This is a genomic window from Cytophagaceae bacterium (assembly GCA_016722655.1).
GTDB lineage: Bacteria > Bacteroidota > Bacteroidia > Cytophagales > Spirosomataceae > Leadbetterella.
This window is the reverse complement of the sequence record JADKIR010000004.1, coordinates 3,193,319-3,211,655: the sequence shown is the minus strand read 5'-3', so window position 1 is coordinate 3,211,655 and position 18,337 is coordinate 3,193,319. Positions and strand designations below refer to the sequence as shown.

The 18,337-nt window shown below is 37.5% G+C and carries 19 protein-coding genes; 7 read left to right on the top strand and 12 right to left on the bottom strand.

Going from position 1 to position 18,337, the window contains the following annotated elements:
* Positions 1-10: 10 nt before the first annotated feature.
* On the bottom strand, positions 11-1,075 hold the full coding sequence (gene rfbB / locus IPP61_14530) for a dTDP-glucose 4,6-dehydratase (GenBank protein MBL0326374.1): 1,065 nt from the start codon (positions 1,073-1,075) through the stop codon (positions 11-13).
* Positions 1,076-1,077: 2 nt separating this feature from the next.
* Entirely contained in the window at positions 1,078-2,091 is a 1,014-nt protein-coding gene (gene galE / locus IPP61_14525) for a UDP-glucose 4-epimerase GalE (GenBank protein MBL0326373.1), read from the bottom strand.
* Positions 2,092-2,184: 93 nt separating this feature from the next.
* Here galE and IPP61_14520 point away from each other — a divergent pair, with 93 nt between their 5' ends.
* Positions 2,185-3,021 carry a transglutaminase family protein gene (locus IPP61_14520; protein MBL0326372.1) on the top strand — a complete coding sequence of 279 codons (837 nt, stop codon included), beginning with the start codon at positions 2,185-2,187 and terminating at the stop codon, positions 3,019-3,021.
* On the opposite strand, the gene IPP61_14515 is transcribed toward IPP61_14520, so the two are convergent.
* The 3 genes from IPP61_14515 to IPP61_14505 form a co-directional block, all read right to left on the bottom strand.
* Complete coding sequence (locus IPP61_14515; GenBank protein ID MBL0326371.1) at positions 3,011-4,969, bottom strand: M1 family metallopeptidase; 1,959 nt, start codon at positions 4,967-4,969, stop codon at positions 3,011-3,013. The two genes, IPP61_14520 and IPP61_14515, sit on opposite strands and share 11 nt — an antisense overlap.
* Before the next feature lie 132 nt (positions 4,970-5,101).
* The gene (locus IPP61_14510; protein MBL0326370.1) at positions 5,102-5,974 is read right to left on the bottom strand and encodes a tyrosine-type recombinase/integrase; all 873 of its coding nucleotides are present in this window, start codon (positions 5,972-5,974) and stop codon (positions 5,102-5,104) included.
* Between the two features lie 59 nt (positions 5,975-6,033).
* Complete coding sequence (locus IPP61_14505; GenBank protein MBL0326369.1) at positions 6,034-6,228, bottom strand: 30S ribosomal protein S21; 195 nt, start codon at positions 6,226-6,228, stop codon at positions 6,034-6,036.
* Between the two features lie 276 nt (positions 6,229-6,504).
* On the opposite strand from IPP61_14505, the gene IPP61_14500 reads away from it, so the two are divergent.
* The 3 genes from IPP61_14500 to IPP61_14490 all read left to right on the top strand — a co-directional run bounded on the left by IPP61_14500 (position 6,505) and on the right by IPP61_14490 (position 8,578).
* Positions 6,505-7,050, top strand: a complete 546-nt coding sequence (locus tag IPP61_14500; protein MBL0326368.1) for a cupin domain-containing protein — start codon at positions 6,505-6,507, stop codon at positions 7,048-7,050.
* 136 nt (positions 7,051-7,186) lie between these two features.
* Positions 7,187-8,017, top strand: a complete 831-nt coding sequence (locus tag IPP61_14495) for an AraC family transcriptional regulator (GenBank protein MBL0326367.1) — start codon at positions 7,187-7,189, stop codon at positions 8,015-8,017.
* Between the two features lie 114 nt (positions 8,018-8,131).
* Positions 8,132-8,578 (top strand): RDD family protein, encoded by a 447-nt coding sequence (locus IPP61_14490; GenBank protein ID MBL0326366.1) that lies wholly within the window; start codon positions 8,132-8,134, stop codon positions 8,576-8,578.
* 50 nt (positions 8,579-8,628) lie between these two features.
* Here the strand turns inward: IPP61_14490 and IPP61_14485 are convergent, their stop codons facing one another.
* Positions 8,629-9,237 carry a hypothetical protein gene (locus IPP61_14485; GenBank protein ID MBL0326365.1) on the bottom strand — a complete coding sequence of 203 codons (609 nt, stop codon included), beginning with the start codon at positions 9,235-9,237 and terminating at the stop codon, positions 8,629-8,631.
* Between the two features lie 155 nt (positions 9,238-9,392).
* On the opposite strand from IPP61_14485, the gene IPP61_14480 reads away from it, so the two are divergent.
* The 3 genes from IPP61_14480 (at position 9,393) to IPP61_14470 (ending at position 12,728) form a co-directional block, all read left to right on the top strand.
* Positions 9,393-11,693, top strand: a complete 2,301-nt coding sequence (locus IPP61_14480; protein MBL0326364.1) for a hypothetical protein — start codon at positions 9,393-9,395, stop codon at positions 11,691-11,693.
* Positions 11,694-11,843: 150 nt separating this feature from the next.
* A complete protein-coding gene (locus IPP61_14475; protein ID MBL0326363.1) occupies positions 11,844-12,293 on the top strand; it encodes a hypothetical protein in 450 nt (149 codons plus the stop codon).
* 18 nt (positions 12,294-12,311) lie between these two features.
* Complete coding sequence (locus tag IPP61_14470; protein ID MBL0326362.1) at positions 12,312-12,728, top strand: hypothetical protein; 417 nt, start codon at positions 12,312-12,314, stop codon at positions 12,726-12,728.
* A gap of 78 nt (positions 12,729-12,806) precedes the next feature.
* Here the strand turns inward: IPP61_14470 and IPP61_14465 are convergent, their stop codons facing one another.
* From IPP61_14465 to IPP61_14440, 6 genes are all read right to left on the bottom strand, one after another.
* Positions 12,807-13,730: a hypothetical protein gene (locus IPP61_14465; protein ID MBL0326361.1), complete on the bottom strand. Its 924-nt coding sequence runs from the start codon at positions 13,728-13,730 to the stop codon at positions 12,807-12,809.
* Between the two features lie 205 nt (positions 13,731-13,935).
* Positions 13,936-14,619 carry a lycopene cyclase domain-containing protein gene (locus IPP61_14460; GenBank protein ID MBL0326360.1) on the bottom strand — a complete coding sequence of 228 codons (684 nt, stop codon included), beginning with the start codon at positions 14,617-14,619 and terminating at the stop codon, positions 13,936-13,938.
* The gene (locus IPP61_14455) at positions 14,619-15,071 is read right to left on the bottom strand and encodes a sterol desaturase family protein (protein ID MBL0326359.1); all 453 of its coding nucleotides are present in this window, start codon (positions 15,069-15,071) and stop codon (positions 14,619-14,621) included. Before IPP61_14455 ends, IPP61_14460 begins: the two co-directional genes overlap by 1 nt.
* A gap of 1 nt (position 15,072) precedes the next feature.
* Positions 15,073-15,909 (bottom strand): phytoene/squalene synthase family protein, encoded by an 837-nt coding sequence (locus IPP61_14450; GenBank protein MBL0326358.1) that lies wholly within the window; start codon positions 15,907-15,909, stop codon positions 15,073-15,075.
* Positions 15,906-17,372 carry a phytoene desaturase gene (crtI, locus tag IPP61_14445; protein MBL0326357.1) on the bottom strand — a complete coding sequence of 489 codons (1,467 nt, stop codon included), beginning with the start codon at positions 17,370-17,372 and terminating at the stop codon, positions 15,906-15,908. Before crtI ends, IPP61_14450 begins: the two co-directional genes overlap by 4 nt.
* A 41-nt stretch (positions 17,373-17,413) precedes the next feature.
* Positions 17,414-18,316, bottom strand: coding sequence for a MerR family transcriptional regulator (locus tag IPP61_14440; GenBank protein ID MBL0326356.1), 903 nt, complete (start codon positions 18,314-18,316; stop codon positions 17,414-17,416).
* Between the last annotated feature and the right edge of the window lie 21 nt (positions 18,317-18,337).

The following is an 18,337-nucleotide window of genomic DNA, read 5'->3' as shown; positions in this document are numbered from 1 at the left end:
GAAAACCAGTTTAGCTGGCTTCGTACATTTCCTGATAGTATTTCTCGTAACTTCCTGAGGTAATATTGTCGATCCAATCCCAGTTGTCAAAATACCAGTCCACGGTTTGAGCCAGACCTTGTTCAAAAGTAACTGATGGCTCCCAACCCAGCTCATTCATGAGTTTGGTGGCATCAATGGCATATCTTAAATCGTGACCGGCACGATCTTTTACGTAAGTGATTAATCCTCTTGAAGTTTCGGGAGCATTGCCCAACTTCTGATCCATAATATCACATAGCAAATGTACCAAATCAAGGTTTTTCCATTCGTTATTTCCACCAATATTATAGGTTCCGCCATTTGTACCTCCGTGGAAAATAACATCAATGGCACGGGCATGATCTTTTACAAAAAGCCAGTCTCTTACATTTTCTCCTTTTCCATAAACCGGAAGCGGTTTTGAATTACGGATATTGTTGATCATCAATGGAATCAATTTCTCAGGAAAATGATTGGGTCCGTAATTGTTAGAGCAATTGGAAACCACAATTGGCAATCCATATGTATTGTGATAAGCTCTCACAAAGTGGTCAGAGCTAGCTTTTGAGGCCGAGTATGGTGAACGAGGGTCATAAGAAGTGGTCTCAAGGAAAAACTCCTCAGGATTGTGCAATTCGCCATAAACCTCATCGGTTGAAACATGGTAGAACCTCTTGCCCTCCATATTACCTTTCCAGATGGTTTTGGCAGCATTGAGCAGATTGCAGGTTCCGATTACATTGGTTTTTACAAATGCCATCGGGTCGGTGATAGACCGGTCCACATGAGACTCAGCAGCCAGGTGGATTACTCCATCAAACTGGTATTTTTCAAAAAGCTGATTGATGAAATTCTCATCTACAATATCGCCTTTCTCGAAAACATAATTAGGAGCATTTTCAATATCTTTCAGATTCTGGAGGTTACCGGCATAAGTCAGTTTATCCAGATTAACAATCTGATATTGTGGATATTTCGTCACAAACAATCTCACTACATGTGAACCAATGAAACCGGCACCACCGGTAATACAAATTTTCTTCTCGAAACTCATTTTCAGTTATTTTTAAGTTTTTGTTCCCATCTCCAGGCATCTGCCAGACTTTCGTCAAGAGATATTTGGGTTTTCCAATTCAAGATTTTTTCGGCTTTAGTTACCTCGCCGTATATTTTTTCCACATCACCGGGCCTTCTGGGACCGATTTTGTAGTTAAGTTTCAAATCGTTTACTTCTTCGAAAGTATTGATCAATTCCAAAACCGAATTACCTTCACCTGTACCCAGATTGAAGACATCATAAGAATTGCCTGATTTGCTTTTCAAAAGCTCCAAAGCAGAAACATGAGCTTTGGCCAAATCAACTACATGAATAAAATCACGGATATTGGAGCCGTCAGGAGTATCGTAATCATTGCCAAAAACTGTCAATTGCTCTCTTTTACCAATGGCCGTTTGCGTGATAAATGGCACCAGGTTGCTGGGTACTCCATTGGGCAATTCACCGATTTCTGCAGTCGGGTGTGCACCGATTGGGTTAAAATACCTTAGAGCAACAATATCCATCTTTTCGCCGGATTTGATTACATCTTCCAAAATATCTTCACCGATGGCCTTGGTATTTCCATAAGGTGATTCGGCTTTTTTCTTTGGGGTTTCTTCCGTAACCGGAATATGATCGGGCTGGCCATAAACTGTACATGAGCTACTGAATACCAGGTTTTTAACTCCGGTTTCTTTCATCACTTCCAAAACGGTAATCATGGAACCAAGGTTATTCCTATAATATTTCAAAGGGTTTGCCACAGATTCGCCCACCGCTTTGTAGGCTGCAAAATGAATGATTCCCTCTATTTTTTCAGCCTCTACAACTTCTTTTAGTTTATTAAAATCGTTGCAATCAAATTCATAAAAAGAGACATCAAAACCTAGGATATTTTTCAATCCTTTCAGAACTGATTTTTCGGAATTACTGAAGTTGTCAACGATCACAGGTGTGTAACCGGCATTAACTAACTCTACAACAGTGTGTGAACCAATAAATCCGGCTCCGCCGGTCACTAAAACTTTCATAATCCGTAAATTTTTACAAAAATAAGAATACTTTCAAAAAAAGACTTGTATTTACATTTTTTACTTCTAATATTGAGCCAAAATTACATGCTTATGTCTTTTCCTAATATAAAAGCCATGGTTTCGTTGCTTGACGATACCGACAACGAAGTTGTGCAAATCGTTGAAAATCAGATAAAAGAACTCGGAAATGTAGCCGTTGAATTGCTCGAAAAAGAATGGGAGCAAAATGGACTAAATCCGGTGATTCAAAAAAAAATCGAAAATCTTGTTCATCAGATCCAATTCCAGAAACTGGAAAAAGAAATTTTAAACTGGAAAAACGATGGGGCTTATGATTTATTGACTGGCCTTTGGCTCATTGCAAAATACCAATATCCCGACCTCGAGATTGATCCTCTCAGAAAGGAAATCATCAAAATCAAGAATGAGATTTGGGTCAGAACTCAGGAAAAAATGCACCCGGCAGATATGGTAAAAGTAATCAACCATGTGCTGTTTGATGAGCAGGGTTTTGAGTCCAATACCAAAAATTTCCACTCATCCAGTAACTCCATGTTTAACCTTGTTTTGAGTCAGAAAAAGGGCAATCCGGTGGCATTGTGCAGCTTGTACATACTTTTGGCCGAAAAGCTTAATCTGCCTATTTATGGTGTAAACCTCCCCAATCTTTTCGTTTTGATTTTTGATTATCCCGGCTATAAATTTTATATCAATGCCTTTAACCGCGGGCAGATTTTTGTAGAAAAAGACATTGATGAGTATCTGAAACAAATCAAAATTGAACCTGAACCAAAATATTATAAGGCCTGCTCCAATCAGGATATCGTAGTCAGAATACTCACCAATCTTTCATTTGCATTTCATAAAAATGGTGAAAAAGAAAATCAGGCAGAAATAGACCGTCTGCTGGAGATTTTCAGGGATTAGGTTTCCAACTGTTGTTGCTTTGATTTACATCAGGCAGCACACCCCTCGGGTCAAGACTAACTTTTTCCAGTTCGGTAGTCGAAGGATAATGGAAAGTCCATACTTTATTCTTCATCCATACTTCAACCGGCAGTTTCACTGTCACAGGTTCCTTATCTTTCTCTTTAATGCTCACTTCTGCCGGCATTGGCATTTGTTCCATGTTTTCGATACTGATTATTGCCCCGTCAGCAGCCCGACCATTACGATATCTGACTTCTTTTACCGACTGATCCAATTTATAGCTATTGATAAACCAGGACTTCCAAAACCAACCCAAATCTTCCCCCAGCACATCTTCCATGCTATGGAAAAAATCAAAAGGTGATGGATGCTTAAATGCCCAGCGATTAATGTATTCTTTCATGGCAAAATTGAGCCTGTCCTCTCCTACCACAGCTTCACCCAACATTTTCAGACCAATCGCAGGTTTGAAATATGCCAAAGTACCCAACTCAAACTCAGTGATGGCATCGGGAGAAGCCAATATAGGTTTCTGCATACGCATTAAACCCGCCAGTTGTTGCGTTTTCTGTGGTTTGTAATATTCTCCGTTATTGAAAGCTTTGGTGGAAAGTCCGTTGATATAAGTGTTAAAACCCTCATCCATCCATGCAAATTTCCGCTCATTGCTTCCCACAATCATCGGGAACCAGGTATGTCCAAATTCATGGTCAGTTACATCAAACAGCTCCTGACCATCACTTTTGGCACTACAGAATACTATGCCCGGATATTCCATCCCACTCACGATTCCACCCACATTGGTTGCCGCAGGGTAAGGAAACTCAAAAAGTGTTTTGGAATAAAACTCCATGGAGTGTTTGGTGTATTCTGTTGACCTTCCCCATGCTGCTTCACCACCGTTTTCAGCAGGATAAACCGACTGCACCAATATTGATTTTCCTGAAGGTAAAACAGCCCTGGCCGCATCCCAAACAAAAATATCAGACACCGCAAAAGCTACATCGCGGGTATTTTCACATTTAAATTTCCAGGTATTTAAACCTGATTTTTTATTATAAGTCTCGTCTTTCTCCAGGTCTTCTTTGCTGATTATCATCAAGGTTTTGTCAGATGCTGAAGCAGCCTTGAGTTTGGAATAAACCCCTTTAGAGAGCACTTCCTGTGGGTTGATTAGCTCTCCAGTACCTACCACCACGTGTTTGTAAGGCACAGTGATTTCGCACTCTGTATTGCCGTATTCCAGATAGAATTCGCCGGCCCCAAGGTAAGGGCTGGTGTTCCAACCTTCCAGATCATCGTACACACACATGCGTGGATACCACTGGGCAATCTCAAAAATCTTTCCGTCTTTGGCATTGTAAATTCCGCAACGGTCTGAGCCATTGGGCGGAATCTTAAACTCAAAATCCATGGTCACCACAGCTTTCTCTGATGTTTTCAGCGGACTACTTAGAAAAACCTGCATACGGGTGTCGCTGATGACCGTTTCTTTCAATAACGAAGGCCCCGATTTGCCTTTTTTTCCGATTTTGTTTGCCTGTACGTTATTGATATTATAGCCACCTTCAAAGTTTTTGAGGCCATATCGACCTACTGACATAGGAGTGGCCTTTGAGCCTCGTGATTCCTGAGTAAATCGGTTTTGGTCGAGCTGTAACCATAGAAAATCAAGTGGATCGGGAGAATTATTGATATAAGTAATCTCAACAGTTCCTTTTACGGTTTGATTCTCCGGATCCAGGGTTGCTTTGATAGCATAATTTGCCTGATTTTGCCAATATTGCGGTCCCGGTCGGCCGGCTGCACTGCGATAAACTGTTGATGGATGAAAGTTAATCAGTGGGTCAAACACATCGGTTGGATTATAAATCGAAGTTTTCTCCTGAGCCATTGACGCCATCGCCATGAGTGAGAAGATAAGCACTAAAACACGGGTTTTCATATATTTATAGTTTATGATTTTGGTTTTTAAATCTCTGTGAATATTGTCGGAAAAACAAAGTTCGGGATAAACACCTTATGTAAGCATAAAACTGCCAAAAATTTGAATCAAAACTCACTACCCGGCACTCCCTCAAGCCTTCGGATGCGACTTTTTATAAACTTCTTTCAATTCGGCTATCGTATTATGCGTGTAAATCTGCGTAGCGGCAAGGTTGGCGTGGCCCAGCAGCTCTTTGATAGCGTTGAGGTCGGCACCGTGGTTGAGCAGATGCGTGGCAAATGTATGCCTCAGCACATGAGGCGACTTCTTGGAAATCGTGCTCACCAGCTCCAGATAATGTTTGATTTTCCGCTGCACAAACACCGGATACAGCTGTTCATATTTATCGGTTAAAACCAAAAACTCATTGCTTATCCCCGCATCCTCCAGCAGTTTAAGATAAATATTAATGCAATCTATCACTTCCTGGTTGAGCGGAATCACCCGGTACTTATTTCTTTTACCCAGCACCGTGATTTTCCGGCCAAAGCGGTCATAATCTTTGGTTTTGAGGCCAATCAACTCAGCCAAACGCATGCCAGTGCCATAAAAAAGCTCCAACAGCAGGCGGTCCCGCTGTCCACCGAAATCAGGCTCAAATTCCACCAGGTCAAACAGGTTGTTCATGGCGTCTTCTTCCAGATACACCGGGAGTTTTTTGGCGGTTTTGAGGGCTTTGACCAGTGCCGTAGGGTCAGATTTTACTTTTTGATTTTTGAGCAAATATTTAAAAAAAGCCCTGAGAGAAGCCATTTTGCGGTTGATGGAGCGGTTGTCAAGCTTTTGTTCCGACAGGCTCACTACCCACTCTCTGATGTCGGCTGCCTGAGTGTCTTGTATCAAAAGGCTGAGGTCGGGCGAATAAAATTGCTGAAACTGCTCCAAATCAGCCTTGTAGGCCGTGTGGGTATGGGGGCTAAGCCTCCGCTCGTTTTTGATATGGGCTAAAAAAAATCGACCAATTTTATTGGAAATAAGGTTTCACAACAAAATTAGTCGAAATATGAAATAAACAAAACACCTTAGTCGTCAATATGACCGTAGGTAGTTTGCTTGTACGATGCTCTGATGACTTCAAATCTGCGTGAAACAGACTTTTTCTCGAAGGCCTGGCGTCTCCTAAGTTCTTTCAATACTCTTGTTTTCTCAAATTTCTTTTTGAAACGTTTCAGAGCTTTATCGATTGACTCGTTTTCTTTTACTTGAACATGTAGCATAATTTACACCTCCTTTCTTTTTTTTTCGGACTGCAAAGGTAAGGAGATTTTTTTAAATTGAAATATTTTGTGGGAATAAATTTGAGGGGTGTTTTTTTTCTAAAAGTTTGTTTTGAATAAGTAAAAGAAAAATATTGCCTTTAGAAACCAAAAAACATTGCTTCTTCGCATTTAACCGAAGAAAAATTGAAATCATGTCCATTTTTTACCACTAAATCCCCAAATGGAAATTTGATTTTTGTCACATCATTATTTTAAACTTAATTGATTGACAACATGAATCGTAGAATTTTCATTGGAGCCGGTTTGGCTCTGAGCTCAGCTGCGGCTTTGGGCAAAAAACTTTCGGGCAAAGACCCCAAAAAAGGCTTTGTGGTAAAGGCGGGCAAGGACCGCTTTGAGCAACCCATCAAATACCGTGGTGTAAACCCCAACGACGTAAAAATCTCAGCCAAAGACTCCGGAGGGCAACTGACGGTGTTAGAATATGTCGGTTTCGAGAAAATCGGCCCGCCACTTCATGTACATTTTGACCAGGACGAAACCTTCTATGTGATCGAGGGTGAATATCTCTTTGTGCTTGATGGTGAGCGGTTTAAGCTTTCGGCAGGCGACACGATTTTTCTTCCACGCAAAGTGCCACATACCTGGGTGCAGTTGAGCGATAAGGGCAAACTGGTGTATTTTCTGCAACCCTCCGGCCAAATGGAAGAGTTTTTCAAAAAAATGAACACTTTGCAAGGCCCTCCCACACCAGAGTTGATTCAGGAAATCCATCTGGCTCATGGCATGAAAGTGGTTGGCCCACCTATCGAGCCTTGAGCCTTTTCTAAAAATCAAGATAGCCTAGTAACTTTACCCGAATGCAATGGGTCAATCATTTCAGAAAAAAAACCTATATTGAGCATTCAAAGCACCCGATGTTGGATTTGGAATCAAAAAATTAAAACAGGACGACATGCCGTTTTTCAATGACCTGAAACCCTGCCCGGCTTTGCAACCGTATGTTTGGAGGTATCGGTTTATACATTTTTCGTTTACCGATACCTCCCTGCCACCGGCCAAGGCCTACCCTCCCCGCCCGGAGGTCACGCTGAGTTTTTACCCGCGTGATACCGAGCAGGTGAGCTATTCCGACGGTCGCTCGCCCACACCTGTTCGGGCGGCCCTGATCGGGCAGCAGAGTGTAGTGAGCAACCGCCTGGTGGGTAAAGAGTTTGTGTTGATTCAGGTAGTTTTCCAGCCCGGTGGATTGTTTCGGCTCATTGGCTTACCTGCCAGAGAGATTAACAACGAATATCTTGACGCTCAGGCGGTGCTGGGCAGCCAGTTGAGAGAGGTCAACGAAAAACTGATGAATACCGAACATTACCCCGATATGATTCCGGTAGTGGAAGATTTTCTGATCAAACTCAGCCGAAAAACGCCCTATACGCACCGCCCGATAGACAATTTCACGATGAAGATGGTCAATTGCCCCAATAATATTTCCCTCGATTGGATGGCACACGAATCCTGCCTGAGCCAGAAACAGCTTGAGAGAAACTTCAGAGAGCGGGTGGGTGTAAATCCCAAATATTTCTGGCGGATTATCCGGTTTGACCGGGCCTTTAGGCTAAAAAATGCATTTCCAGACAAAGATTGGCTAAGTATCGCCCTCGAATGCGGGTATTATGATTATCAACATCTGGTCAAAGACTATAAGGAATTTACGGGCATGAGTCCGGCGGCATTTTACTTTCAAGACACACAATCGCCTGAGCGGGCATTTGGGATAGTGGAGAAGTGAGGGTTTCAAAGATGGTATAAAAATTGTGTTATATTTCAATGTAATTTATTTCACAATTTATTTTATTCAAAAATTTCCAAATTAAATTAAATCCTATTCCATATTTTTCATAAAATGAGAATCTACAAGTATAAGAAAAACTTACCTAAACGGATATTAGCAACGATAATTGACTATTTAATAATATTTTTGATTACCTATGTTTACATCGAGGTATTTGGAAAAATCAATGATGAAGGTGTAAAAGTAGTTTCCAATTTATCTGCTCTGCCATTATTTTTAGTTTGGTTTTTTTACATAGTTGTTATCGAAGCTATTTATGGTGGAACGCTAGCTCATCAGGCACTTAACTTAAAAGTATTGACAAGCAAAGGTCATGAAATTGATTTTGGAAATGCAATAAAACGACGTTTACTTGATCCAATAGATTTAATTGTCCTTTTTGGTTTACCTGCATTCATTTTTGTTTCAACCACCGAAAGGCATCAAAGGCTTGGAGATTTATGGGCTGATGCTGTGATAGTTGACATAACAGATATGGAACAATACTGCGAATCTTAAGTCACAATTCAGCTGAGTCGTAATTTTTAAAATATTTTAGTTAAAAAAATCTATTTCATCTCCCCCACCCACTCTTTAGCAATCATTCTGGCAGTCTCCACACCAGGTTTTCCGGCCCGGAAGCATAGTTTCCAGAAACTGTCTTTGGATTCAAAGTCAGGATTTACAAAAACCTTGTGGCCGTATTGCTCTTTGAGTTTGGCCGAGAAATCAATATCAGCACTGCGATGGAGAAATTCCTCCAGCTTTTCTTTGAGCAACACGTCCGGGTTTTTTATTGCATTCCATCGCCCGAGGTCGGTTTGGTACTCAGCGGCTTTTTGTTTGTATTCCTCTTCATAAGCTTGTTTTTGAAACGTCTCCATTTCCTTCATTTGTTTCTTAAACTCAGGATTGTTAAGCTGTTCTTTTAATTGCTTTTGAATTTTCAATGTACTTCCCAAAATTTCCTGAAGCTGTTTTTTCATGGCAGCGTCTTTGGTTTCGGCAATTTGCTTTCTCAGAGCTTTTTCACCTTCCAGGGCATTTTTCTCCCCCTCTTTTTCCTGATTTTCTCTTTCCGCCTTTTCTCTAGCCAGGCGTTGTTCAGGCGTTTCGGGTTTTTCAGGTTCCTGTTCTTTCCACCAGGTGGTGTAGCGGCTTTTAAAATCTTTATACAAAAAAATAATTACCTCCCTCTCAACATCATCTGATTCAAGATCAAATATTTACAACTAAACAATACATGCAAATATTTAATTTATTGGAAATAATATCTCCTTTGGCTTGATAATTGTGAAAAGTGATTGTGTAGATGCTTTCTAATTCAAAAATTATGATATTAAAAAGAATTTTTATTCTGTTTAGTGCAACAATCCTGATCTTTTCACACGACCGGGTCTTTTCACAAAACCAATGGGCTTTTCTAAAAGGTCATTTAAATTCCAGTATTGATTACAACAGTCACTATTCGATTTTTGGCGAATATAATCCCCTAAATTTCCCCAGTTCAAGAGAACATTGCGGTTCTGGAATTTTCAATAAAAAAATCTTAATTTATGGAGGTGATGGAAGTGGTGCAGGTTCTGATATTTGGTCATATGATATCAATGCAAAAGCTTGGGCAATAATTTCAAATAGAGGTCAATACGAAGTTTTTACAGATAAATTTAACGAAAGTACTGTTGCTCACCCGGGAGATAGAACCCGAATGGCATCCGTAATGGATAAAGACGGATATTTTTGGTTTTTTGGTGGCGAAACAAAAGATTTAGGATTCCATACCGGATGGAGTGATATGTGGAAGTTTAATCCTACCACAAAAAACTGGACATGGATGGGTGGAAATACCTCTCATTCCTCATCGGGGAGTTATAATGTACCCGGCACACCAGATTGGCCCAGGGCAAGATATCGGGTGAGAGGATGGTTTGACAAGGATGGTAATTACTGGATATACGGAGGCGTTTATTATGACGGGATTAATCCGCCGTTTCCTTTAAATGATATGTGGAAATATAATGTTGCCACTAAAAACTGGACTTGCGAAACAGGTGACTGTAATACTTTACATTGGCCGAATACCCCAGGAGGTGTTTATCCTGCAACTATAGGAGAGTCGTCTGTTAGTTATAAACCAAGAGCAAGGTGCGATTATGGATATTGGCAGGATCTGGAAGGTAATTTTTGGTTTTTCGGAGGAAATAATGGAGATGCTCATTCAATTGGATGCACACTTGCCGATACCTGGAAATACAACCCTACAACAAAAGTCTGGACCTACATGGCACAAGAAACTAACCCTTCAGTCGATTCGCCAGGCCCTCAAATTGAGCCTCTATGCTGGTTGGGAAATGATGGTTTACCCTGGATGCGACTAGTTAATCGCTCTATATATAAGTTTAAAGATGGAAAATGGCAAAACTTACATTTCGAAACTGATTATGCCTGGGAACCTCCAATAATCGTAAATAACCAAACTTACAATTTTAATGATATTAATCAACCAGGCTCGCATTTTACTACATTTAATCACATAAAAACTGATAGTTTAGTATTTCTTTTTAACGGTTTTGGCCGGGATCTTGGTAGCCAACCTTCTTATACCGGTGCTTTGTGGGCATATTCTTTGGAGCCAAAGGGAACCCCAAATCTTGAAATTTCAATAATAAAAGATGATTTTGACCCAAAAGGATCTTCACCTTATACTTTTTCTAACCGTGAAATATTAATCAAAAATAACGGGGCAGATACTGCGAAAAATGTAGTTATTACAATCGGATTGGCTCCAACAAACAGCTATTCTGCATTTAAACTTCAAAATTTGAAAGTTTATGATTCAAACAATGTACTCATAAACAACATTTCCACTACTTCACTTCCGTTTGTGGCAGATGACATTATAAATGGACCTTCTTGCAATTTTAATCCGAATGATTATAAATCAACAGTTAATATTTCTATTCCCAAAATAGAAGCAAATGGTTCGGTAAAAGTCAGTGTCCAAACTGACCATTGTATGGCTAATTTTAGTAACCTATCTAATTCTCAATATTCATGGAACCACTGGGGGACAAAGGCAAAATATAAAGATAGGCAAGGAAAAAGTTTTCTCACCAGTGAGATTTACAATAACAACTCTAATAGCTTGGATTCCTACGCATGGCACCTATTTCAGGTACCTATGCCATCGCTTAATGCAACTCCAGGGTCAAAAATATTTGAGATTGAACTTGGATCAGGAACTATAGGAAACCCTAATAACGATCAGGATCTTGGAACTAATTATCCTCATGCACAGGCAAGAATCGACCTCTCATTACCTCAGGGCGTATTTCTGGCAAATGGAAGTTTACAAGATATTGTTGGTGAATATGCGATAAAAAATGGTTCAACTGTCCAATTGGTCCAAACCAATGCCAGCGATATTAGCTACGGATTAACAGGTGCAAACAATACTCAATCTTACATCATAAAATTTCCGGCAGGTCATTACCTTCCTATTAGACGAGTCAAAATTAAGCTACGAGCAAAAGATAATTCTGAAAACCTTTCAGCAATTAATACCTTGATAAGGACAACTTATAATAACACTTATGCTAAAATGAATTATGGATGGAAACCGGCAATTAAATAATATTAATTTCCTGAAGTAATACAAAATTCTTATGTATCAATAATGAAAAAAACAATAGCTTTTATAATAATTACTGTCTTTTTTTCTCTTGCATTTTATAAAACAAATGCAAAAAAAACATTCATAATATCGAAAAAGAAAGGAATTGAAATGGAAAAAAATATCCAGGGGAATCCGGATAATCATTCAATTGCACAAATCTTGACTTCTAAGGTTTTGATAAATCAAAGCGTTCTGGCAGGATGTAAACTCACAGCGGAACAAATTAATGGTCAAACAGAAATTAGCTATGAATACGACAATCAGGACAGATTAACCGTTAAGAATTTTGTGAAACTTAATTATAAAGAGGTTTTTAATTATGACACCGATGGCTATTTGGTAAAAATCACCAATAATTCAAGTAATCCTTTTTCAATTGATTTTGTTTACCAAAACAACAGACTTGTTTCAAAAACAATAACCCACCATTATATTTCAACACCCCAAAAATTTACGTATGAATACAATGAAGCTGGCCAGTTGGTAAAAATGAAAGAAGAAATGCTAACTACGACTGTTACTGAATTTATTAATGGAAAAGCTGTAAAAATAACTTAACCATTTATTTTGTATGAAGTGAACAATTTAGGACTTGTCACTAAAGCAAAAAGTACAGGAGGTACACAAACTGAAAATACCTACAAATACGATAAAAACAACATGCTGGTTTTGCATGAAATCTTTTCAGAGCCCGGAAAGAAAATTATGTATAGTGAATATAAAATTTCCAAAATAAAAAAATCAAATCTTGGCGATGAATTTGTAAATACTTTCAAAGGGTTTCCTCAATATGTGGATCCATTTGGTGAAAAAACCTTTTATGTGAATGGAATTACAAAATATTCAACAAATTCAGGGACAGGTATGATGGTAAAAGCTTTTTCCAGCGATAACACCCTTACTATTGATAACACTGGTAAAGTTTTAAATTCTATAAATACAAATGATGTAAGTAGCCCAGTAAGAGTATATTTATATTCAGGCTGTAATTGATTGAAAGGTAAGAAGAAATAGTATTTTCATTTAATTAAAAAAATCTAAATACTAAATTTCCAAACTCATTGATTATTCCTAAATATTTTCAATTTTTTGTGTAACTACATTTAAAACCTCCATTCCCCTCAGCAACTCCATTCTATCATTCCCTGAAATATAGGTTAAATCGTTATTTATATCTCTACTTTCCCTAAACTTACTGACCTTGTAAGCCTGGTCAATTGATATTTCTTTTACTTTTTCATTTAAAAGATCTTTCCTTACGAAAAAGGAATTATTTCCTGCTTTATTACAGCCAACTAATGCATAGCCTTTCTTATTTGCTAAAAAATTTAATGCAGGAAGGGATGCACCGAAATATAAATTACTATAGTGAGCCTTTGTCCTATAAAAATCTTTCCTATAAGGCGTTGATATTAATCTTTCATTTCCAAATACACTATTGTATTCCATTATTAATATAGATGGATTTAGTTCTGAAAAGTCAATTTCTTCAAGGATATGGTAGTCATTACCATCAATATGAAGAAGCCCCAAGTTTGAAAAACCAGAACTTCTAATCAAATCATTAACATTTTCTTTATCAATAAATGCAGCTTTTTGATTCAAATCATATCTCCAATACCATGATTGATAATACAGATTCTGCATGGACTCTTTCGAACCATCCATCACAAAACCACTCCAATTATTATTCATCAACAAAAAACGAGTATTGGATTCATAATAACTTTCTACGCCAAATTCAATAAAAGTTTCATTTTCAATTTTAATATTTCGTATTAAATATTGAATAATCCCGTCATCTCCGAATTGGCTAAAAATTTTAAATTCGTAATCATTGATATTAGTAGAATCAATCAACAGCTGTTGGTTAGTTAAAATGGTTCCCAAGGCTAGCATCGATGTTTCTACATTGGGATCATATGTATTTTTTACCGAAACACCAATTACACTACCAATTCTGGATATAAAATTTTTAAGAATATTTTTTAACATTTCTTTCAAATTTTTAAATTAAAAACTTCATTTAAATGAACTAATTAATCCAAAATTTAACAAATGCGAGGAATATGGACTCTTCTCGTATAGTTATTTTAGATATAATATTTTGATCAGCAAAAATGAATTGCTGAAATGCAAAACAAAATCTAAACTAAATCCCTTATGATGATTTTTGACAGAAAAAAAATTGATTAAAATCTTAATATATTTTTTTCAGTCTTTCCATCAGCACAATATTTCCGGCGATTAAAAGGAAACCATAAAACAGGTCTTCTACCGGGATAGTCCACATTCTAATTCCAAGATTTTCACTGTTGTTGTACCATACTACGGGCTCATCAATAAAACTTCCGGTCAGTATTCCATTTGTCAAAAGAAAAAATGGTATGACGAAGATATAGGCAAAAATTATCGCAGATAAATCGATTTTCTTATACCAGGTTATCAATAAAAAAATTAACAAAAATAAGGAAGTGTAAAAGGTGTAATTTCTTTCAAAAAACAAAAAAAAAGCCACTAAACAAATGAAAATCAATGAGTAATGCAAATGCATACTGAGTTTATAGAATGGGTTATTTTTTAGGAAATATTTGAGTGAGAAGTAAATAAAAATACTGGAATAAGGAATAAAAAAGAAAAACAGTATTTCTTCAATAGGCAAATTATACACAAAAATCCCTGAAAGATAACGCTCGTTAAAACCCCAAACACCAATTTTTGTAAAAATTATATCCCAGACAACAAAGAAGGATGCCATCAAAAACAATGACGGAAAAAGATATTTCCATTCCTTGTAAAAGGCATGTTTAGGATAAAAACTTGCCACAAAAGGAAACGAAAGTGTAAATATATCAATTGCCAAATAGAGAAATTTCTCCTCCATCAAAAGTACTTTTTAAAATATTTGAATGGCACAAAAAGCATCCCGAATACCTCCCCTTCTTCTTTCCCAATATGCTTGTGATGTACTTTATGGCCTTTTCTTAAAGCCAATAGGTAATTATTCTTTGTATTGGAAAACAATTTGATTCTCTGATGAATCAAAATATCATGTACAAAGAAATATGCCATACCATAAAGCATGATTCCTAATCCAATAAAAAACTTAAAATTTAGTTCCGGGTTTAGCCCAAAGTAAAATAGAGCAATGCTGGGGATAGCAAAAATCACAAAAAATGCATCGTTTTTTTCGAATACATGGTTGTAACCCGGCTGATGATGATCTTCATGCAAATACCACAAAAACCCGTGCATTACAAACTTATGTGTGAGCCATGTGACTCCCTCCATAATCAGAAAAGTAACCAAAGTAGTCAAAACAAAAATGTACCACATATCAAAAAATGTTTAATCTATATCTAAAATATGAATTCACCAATATCATCATTTTTACAGGATTCGGAATTCTGATTCTTTCAAAAAGCAGTCGATTGGCGTTGGTTCTTTCAATCTTCTTTAATAGCGAAAGATAATACATGTAAGCCGTTAAAACACCAAACCTACTCGTACTTGGCAACAATCTTATTCCTTTAATAGCTTCTTTAAAATCCTCTTCAATTTCTAAAATTATTTCTCTTTTCTTATGTTCTGAAAAGCTATTGAAATTTACGTTTGGAAAATATATTCTGCCGAGACTTTCGTAATCATGTTTGGCATCTCTCAGAAAATTAACTTTTTGAAATGCAGAACCCAATTTACTTGCAAAACCTTTTAATTTTTCATAGCTATTTTCATCACCATTAACAAAAACTTTCAGGCACATAAGGCCTACCACATCAGCCGAGCCATAAATATATTGTTCGTATTCGGCCGTAGTATGATATTCTTTTTTGTATAAATCAGCCCGCATACTTGCCATAAAAGCATCGACTAATTCTTGCAATTTATATTGTAGCACTATTTTCTGAAACGCATTCAGAATCGGATTCAGGCTGATTTTATCTTCGAGTGCCTGTTGGTAATCATTTTCAAAATTATTGAAAAGTTTTTCCTGGTCATATCCTTCAAACGAATCAACGATTTCGTCGGCTAACCTCACAAAACCGTAAATTGCATAAACCTGATCTCTGACTGATGGAGCCAGCATATTAATCGCCAACGAAAATGACGTACTGTACTTTTTTGTCACTCTTTTAGAGCAATCAAGGCTTGTTTCATCAAAAATGCTTTTCATAGTTTCAATAGTTTAATAATTTTTTCACTTACTATTTTTCCGCTAATCAAAGCCGGAGGTACTCCCGGTCCGGGAACGGTAAGCTGGCCGGTAAAAAACAAATTTTTCACTTTCCTGCTCTGGAGTTTTGGTCTGAATACCGCCGTCTGAAAAAGTGTATTGGCCAGGCCATAAGCATTTCCTTTGTAGGAATTGTAACGGCTGACAAAATCACTCACACAAAACGACTTTTTAAACAAAACCGAGCTCCGCACCTCTTGCTGAGTCAGCGATTCCAATCTATCAATTATTATATCAAAATATTTCTCACGTTGTGTGCCGTTATCTTCAAGGTCAGGGGCAATAGGTATCAGAAAAACACCTGCTTCTTTACCATCCGGTGCAAAAAAAGAATCGGTTTTAGATGGGAAACTGGCATAAAACAAAGGTTTTTCTGGCCATGCCGGGGTATCGTAGATGTCTTTGGCGTGGTCGGCAAACGGAACATCAAAAAACAAGGTATGATGCTCAACATTCTCGATTTTTTTATCAAAACCCACATAGAAAAGCAAAGATGAAGGAGCAAAAACCTTCTTTGACCAATACTTCTCTGAATACATTCTATACTGGTTATCAAGCAGCTGCTCAGTATGGTGGTAATCGGCTCCGCTTAGAACCACGTCGGCTCTAATCTCATTTTGATGAATAATTACTCCTATCGCCTTACCATCTTCAACAATTATTTTCTCAACCGGGCTATCCACAAAAAATTTAACACCCAGCTCTTCAGCAAGATTTTTCATGCCTTCGGCTACGCTATACATGCCTTTCATTGGGTGAAATGTACCGTATCCAAAGTCGGCAAAGTTCATGAAATTATAAAATGCAGGGGTATCTGAAGGCTTTGCACCCAGGAACAAAACCGGAAATTCAAGAATTTGAATTAGTTTTGGATTCTTAATTTTTGATCTGACCGAATCCGAAATAGATTTAAAAAACAAAGGCAACCTTTTGGCAGTTTCCAGGGAAATCAGTTCAGTGATTGAATCGCCGGGTTGATATACCAGGTCTTTAATAGCAATGTCATAATTTGATTCGGCATCCTTAATAAATGCCCGCAGTTTTTGGCCTGCTCCGGCTTCTGTTTGTTCAAATGTCTCAATTATTTTTTCAAGCTGACCGGCAATATGTATTGACTCTTTAACACCAAAATAAACCTGATAAGCGGGATCTAATTTTTCGAGTTGATAAAATTCTTCAACCTTTCTTCCAAAATCTCCAAAAAATCTTTCAAAAACATCAGGCATCCAGTACCAGGTAGGTCCCATGTCAAAATTGAACCCCTGATGCTCGTATCTCGATGCCCGGCCACCTATGCTTTCATTTTTTTCATACACACTTACGTCCATCCCGGCTTTTGCCAGGTAAGCCGCAGAGGCCAGGGATGAAAATCCCGATCCGATGATTATTATTGATTTTTTCATTTTGTTTAGCAAAAGTAACATTTCATTAAACAAAAACAAATTTATTCAGAGATTTTTTTTATTAATTCCTGAATATTTTCAAAGGGGTTAACATTTTCAAGGTTAAAGTCACTTACAAAGCGGGCTTTATAACCTCCAATCCAAAGTTTATGTGATTTATTGTTCAAAATACTCTTTTGAAAATCAACCAGATAGTCTTCCAGAATTTCATCTTCAGGGTAAATTGTAAAATAACTTATAAAATGAATTCGGGCAGATTTGTTGGCTAATTCAACCAAATCTCCAACTGGAATAGATTCTCCGAGGTAAATTGTGTTTTTTGAAAGTAATTTTAATTCAAAATTGACGGCCAGAAGACCAATCTCGTGTATCTCCTTATGTGGAAGAAACAACACATAAATATCATCATCTTCGGCATTGTTAAACTCAAGTTTTTCAATATTCAACAACAACTTTTGCTTAATCAAATTACTTATAAAGTGCTCATGAGCAGGATTTAAAGACCCTGTTTGCCACAGCAATCCTATTTGGTACAGAAAAGGAAAAAATGTATTGTAAAGAATTTCTTTGAATGATTTTTCCTTAATCAAAAGTTGATATGTTTCCGAAAAAAGTCTCGTATCAAAATTAAGCATCGCGAGTATCATGTTATTGATTGCGTAGCTTTCAACTTCATTTTCCAATACATATCTTTTTACCGTAGAAGATATCTCATGCCGGGGCATTTCTGCAATGTGCGAAATTTTCATACCCTGATTAAGCAAAAAAACTACATTAAATAGCTTTTGAAGACTTGCCAAATCATAGCTTCGGATATTGTTCTCATCTCTAACCGGGCTAAACAATTCATATCTTTTTTCCCAAATCCTTAAGGTGTGGGCTTTGATTCCGGATAAGTTTTCCAAATCTTTTATGGTAAAACTCGATTGAATGTAGTTTAACATATTTTTACTTTACTTAAACAC

What these genes read in the sequence shown, in the direction of transcription:
- rfbB (MBL0326374.1), bottom strand. Translation starts at nt 1,075, where the DNA reads ATGAGTTTCGAGAAGAAAATTTGTATTACCGGTGGTGCCGGTTTCATT.
- galE (MBL0326373.1), bottom strand. Translation starts at nt 2,091, where the DNA reads ATGAAAGTTTTAGTGACCGGCGGAGCCGGATTTATTGGTTCACACACT.
- IPP61_14520 (MBL0326372.1), top strand. Translation starts at nt 2,185, where the DNA reads ATGTCTTTTCCTAATATAAAAGCCATGGTTTCGTTGCTTGACGATACC.
- IPP61_14515 (MBL0326371.1), bottom strand. Translation starts at nt 4,969, where the DNA reads ATGAAAACCCGTGTTTTAGTGCTTATCTTCTCACTCATGGCGATGGCG.
- IPP61_14505 (MBL0326369.1), bottom strand. Translation starts at nt 6,228, where the DNA reads ATGCTACATGTTCAAGTAAAAGAAAACGAGTCAATCGATAAAGCTCTG.
- IPP61_14500 (MBL0326368.1), top strand. Translation starts at nt 6,505, where the DNA reads ATGAATCGTAGAATTTTCATTGGAGCCGGTTTGGCTCTGAGCTCAGCT.
- IPP61_14495 (MBL0326367.1), top strand. Translation starts at nt 7,187, where the DNA reads ATGCCGTTTTTCAATGACCTGAAACCCTGCCCGGCTTTGCAACCGTAT.
- IPP61_14490 (MBL0326366.1), top strand. Translation starts at nt 8,132, where the DNA reads ATGAGAATCTACAAGTATAAGAAAAACTTACCTAAACGGATATTAGCA.
- IPP61_14480 (MBL0326364.1), top strand. Translation starts at nt 9,393, where the DNA reads ATGATATTAAAAAGAATTTTTATTCTGTTTAGTGCAACAATCCTGATC.
- IPP61_14475 (MBL0326363.1), top strand. Translation starts at nt 11,844, where the DNA reads ATGGAAAAAAATATCCAGGGGAATCCGGATAATCATTCAATTGCACAA.
- IPP61_14465 (MBL0326361.1), bottom strand. Translation starts at nt 13,730, where the DNA reads ATGTTAAAAAATATTCTTAAAAATTTTATATCCAGAATTGGTAGTGTA.
- IPP61_14460 (MBL0326360.1), bottom strand. Translation starts at nt 14,619, where the DNA reads ATGGAGGAGAAATTTCTCTATTTGGCAATTGATATATTTACACTTTCG.
- IPP61_14455 (MBL0326359.1), bottom strand. Translation starts at nt 15,071, where the DNA reads ATGTGGTACATTTTTGTTTTGACTACTTTGGTTACTTTTCTGATTATG.
- IPP61_14450 (MBL0326358.1), bottom strand. Translation starts at nt 15,909, where the DNA reads ATGAAAAGCATTTTTGATGAAACAAGCCTTGATTGCTCTAAAAGAGTG.
- crtI (MBL0326357.1), bottom strand. Translation starts at nt 17,372, where the DNA reads ATGAAAAAATCAATAATAATCATCGGATCGGGATTTTCATCCCTGGCC.
- IPP61_14440 (MBL0326356.1), bottom strand. Translation starts at nt 18,316, where the DNA reads ATGTTAAACTACATTCAATCGAGTTTTACCATAAAAGATTTGGAAAAC.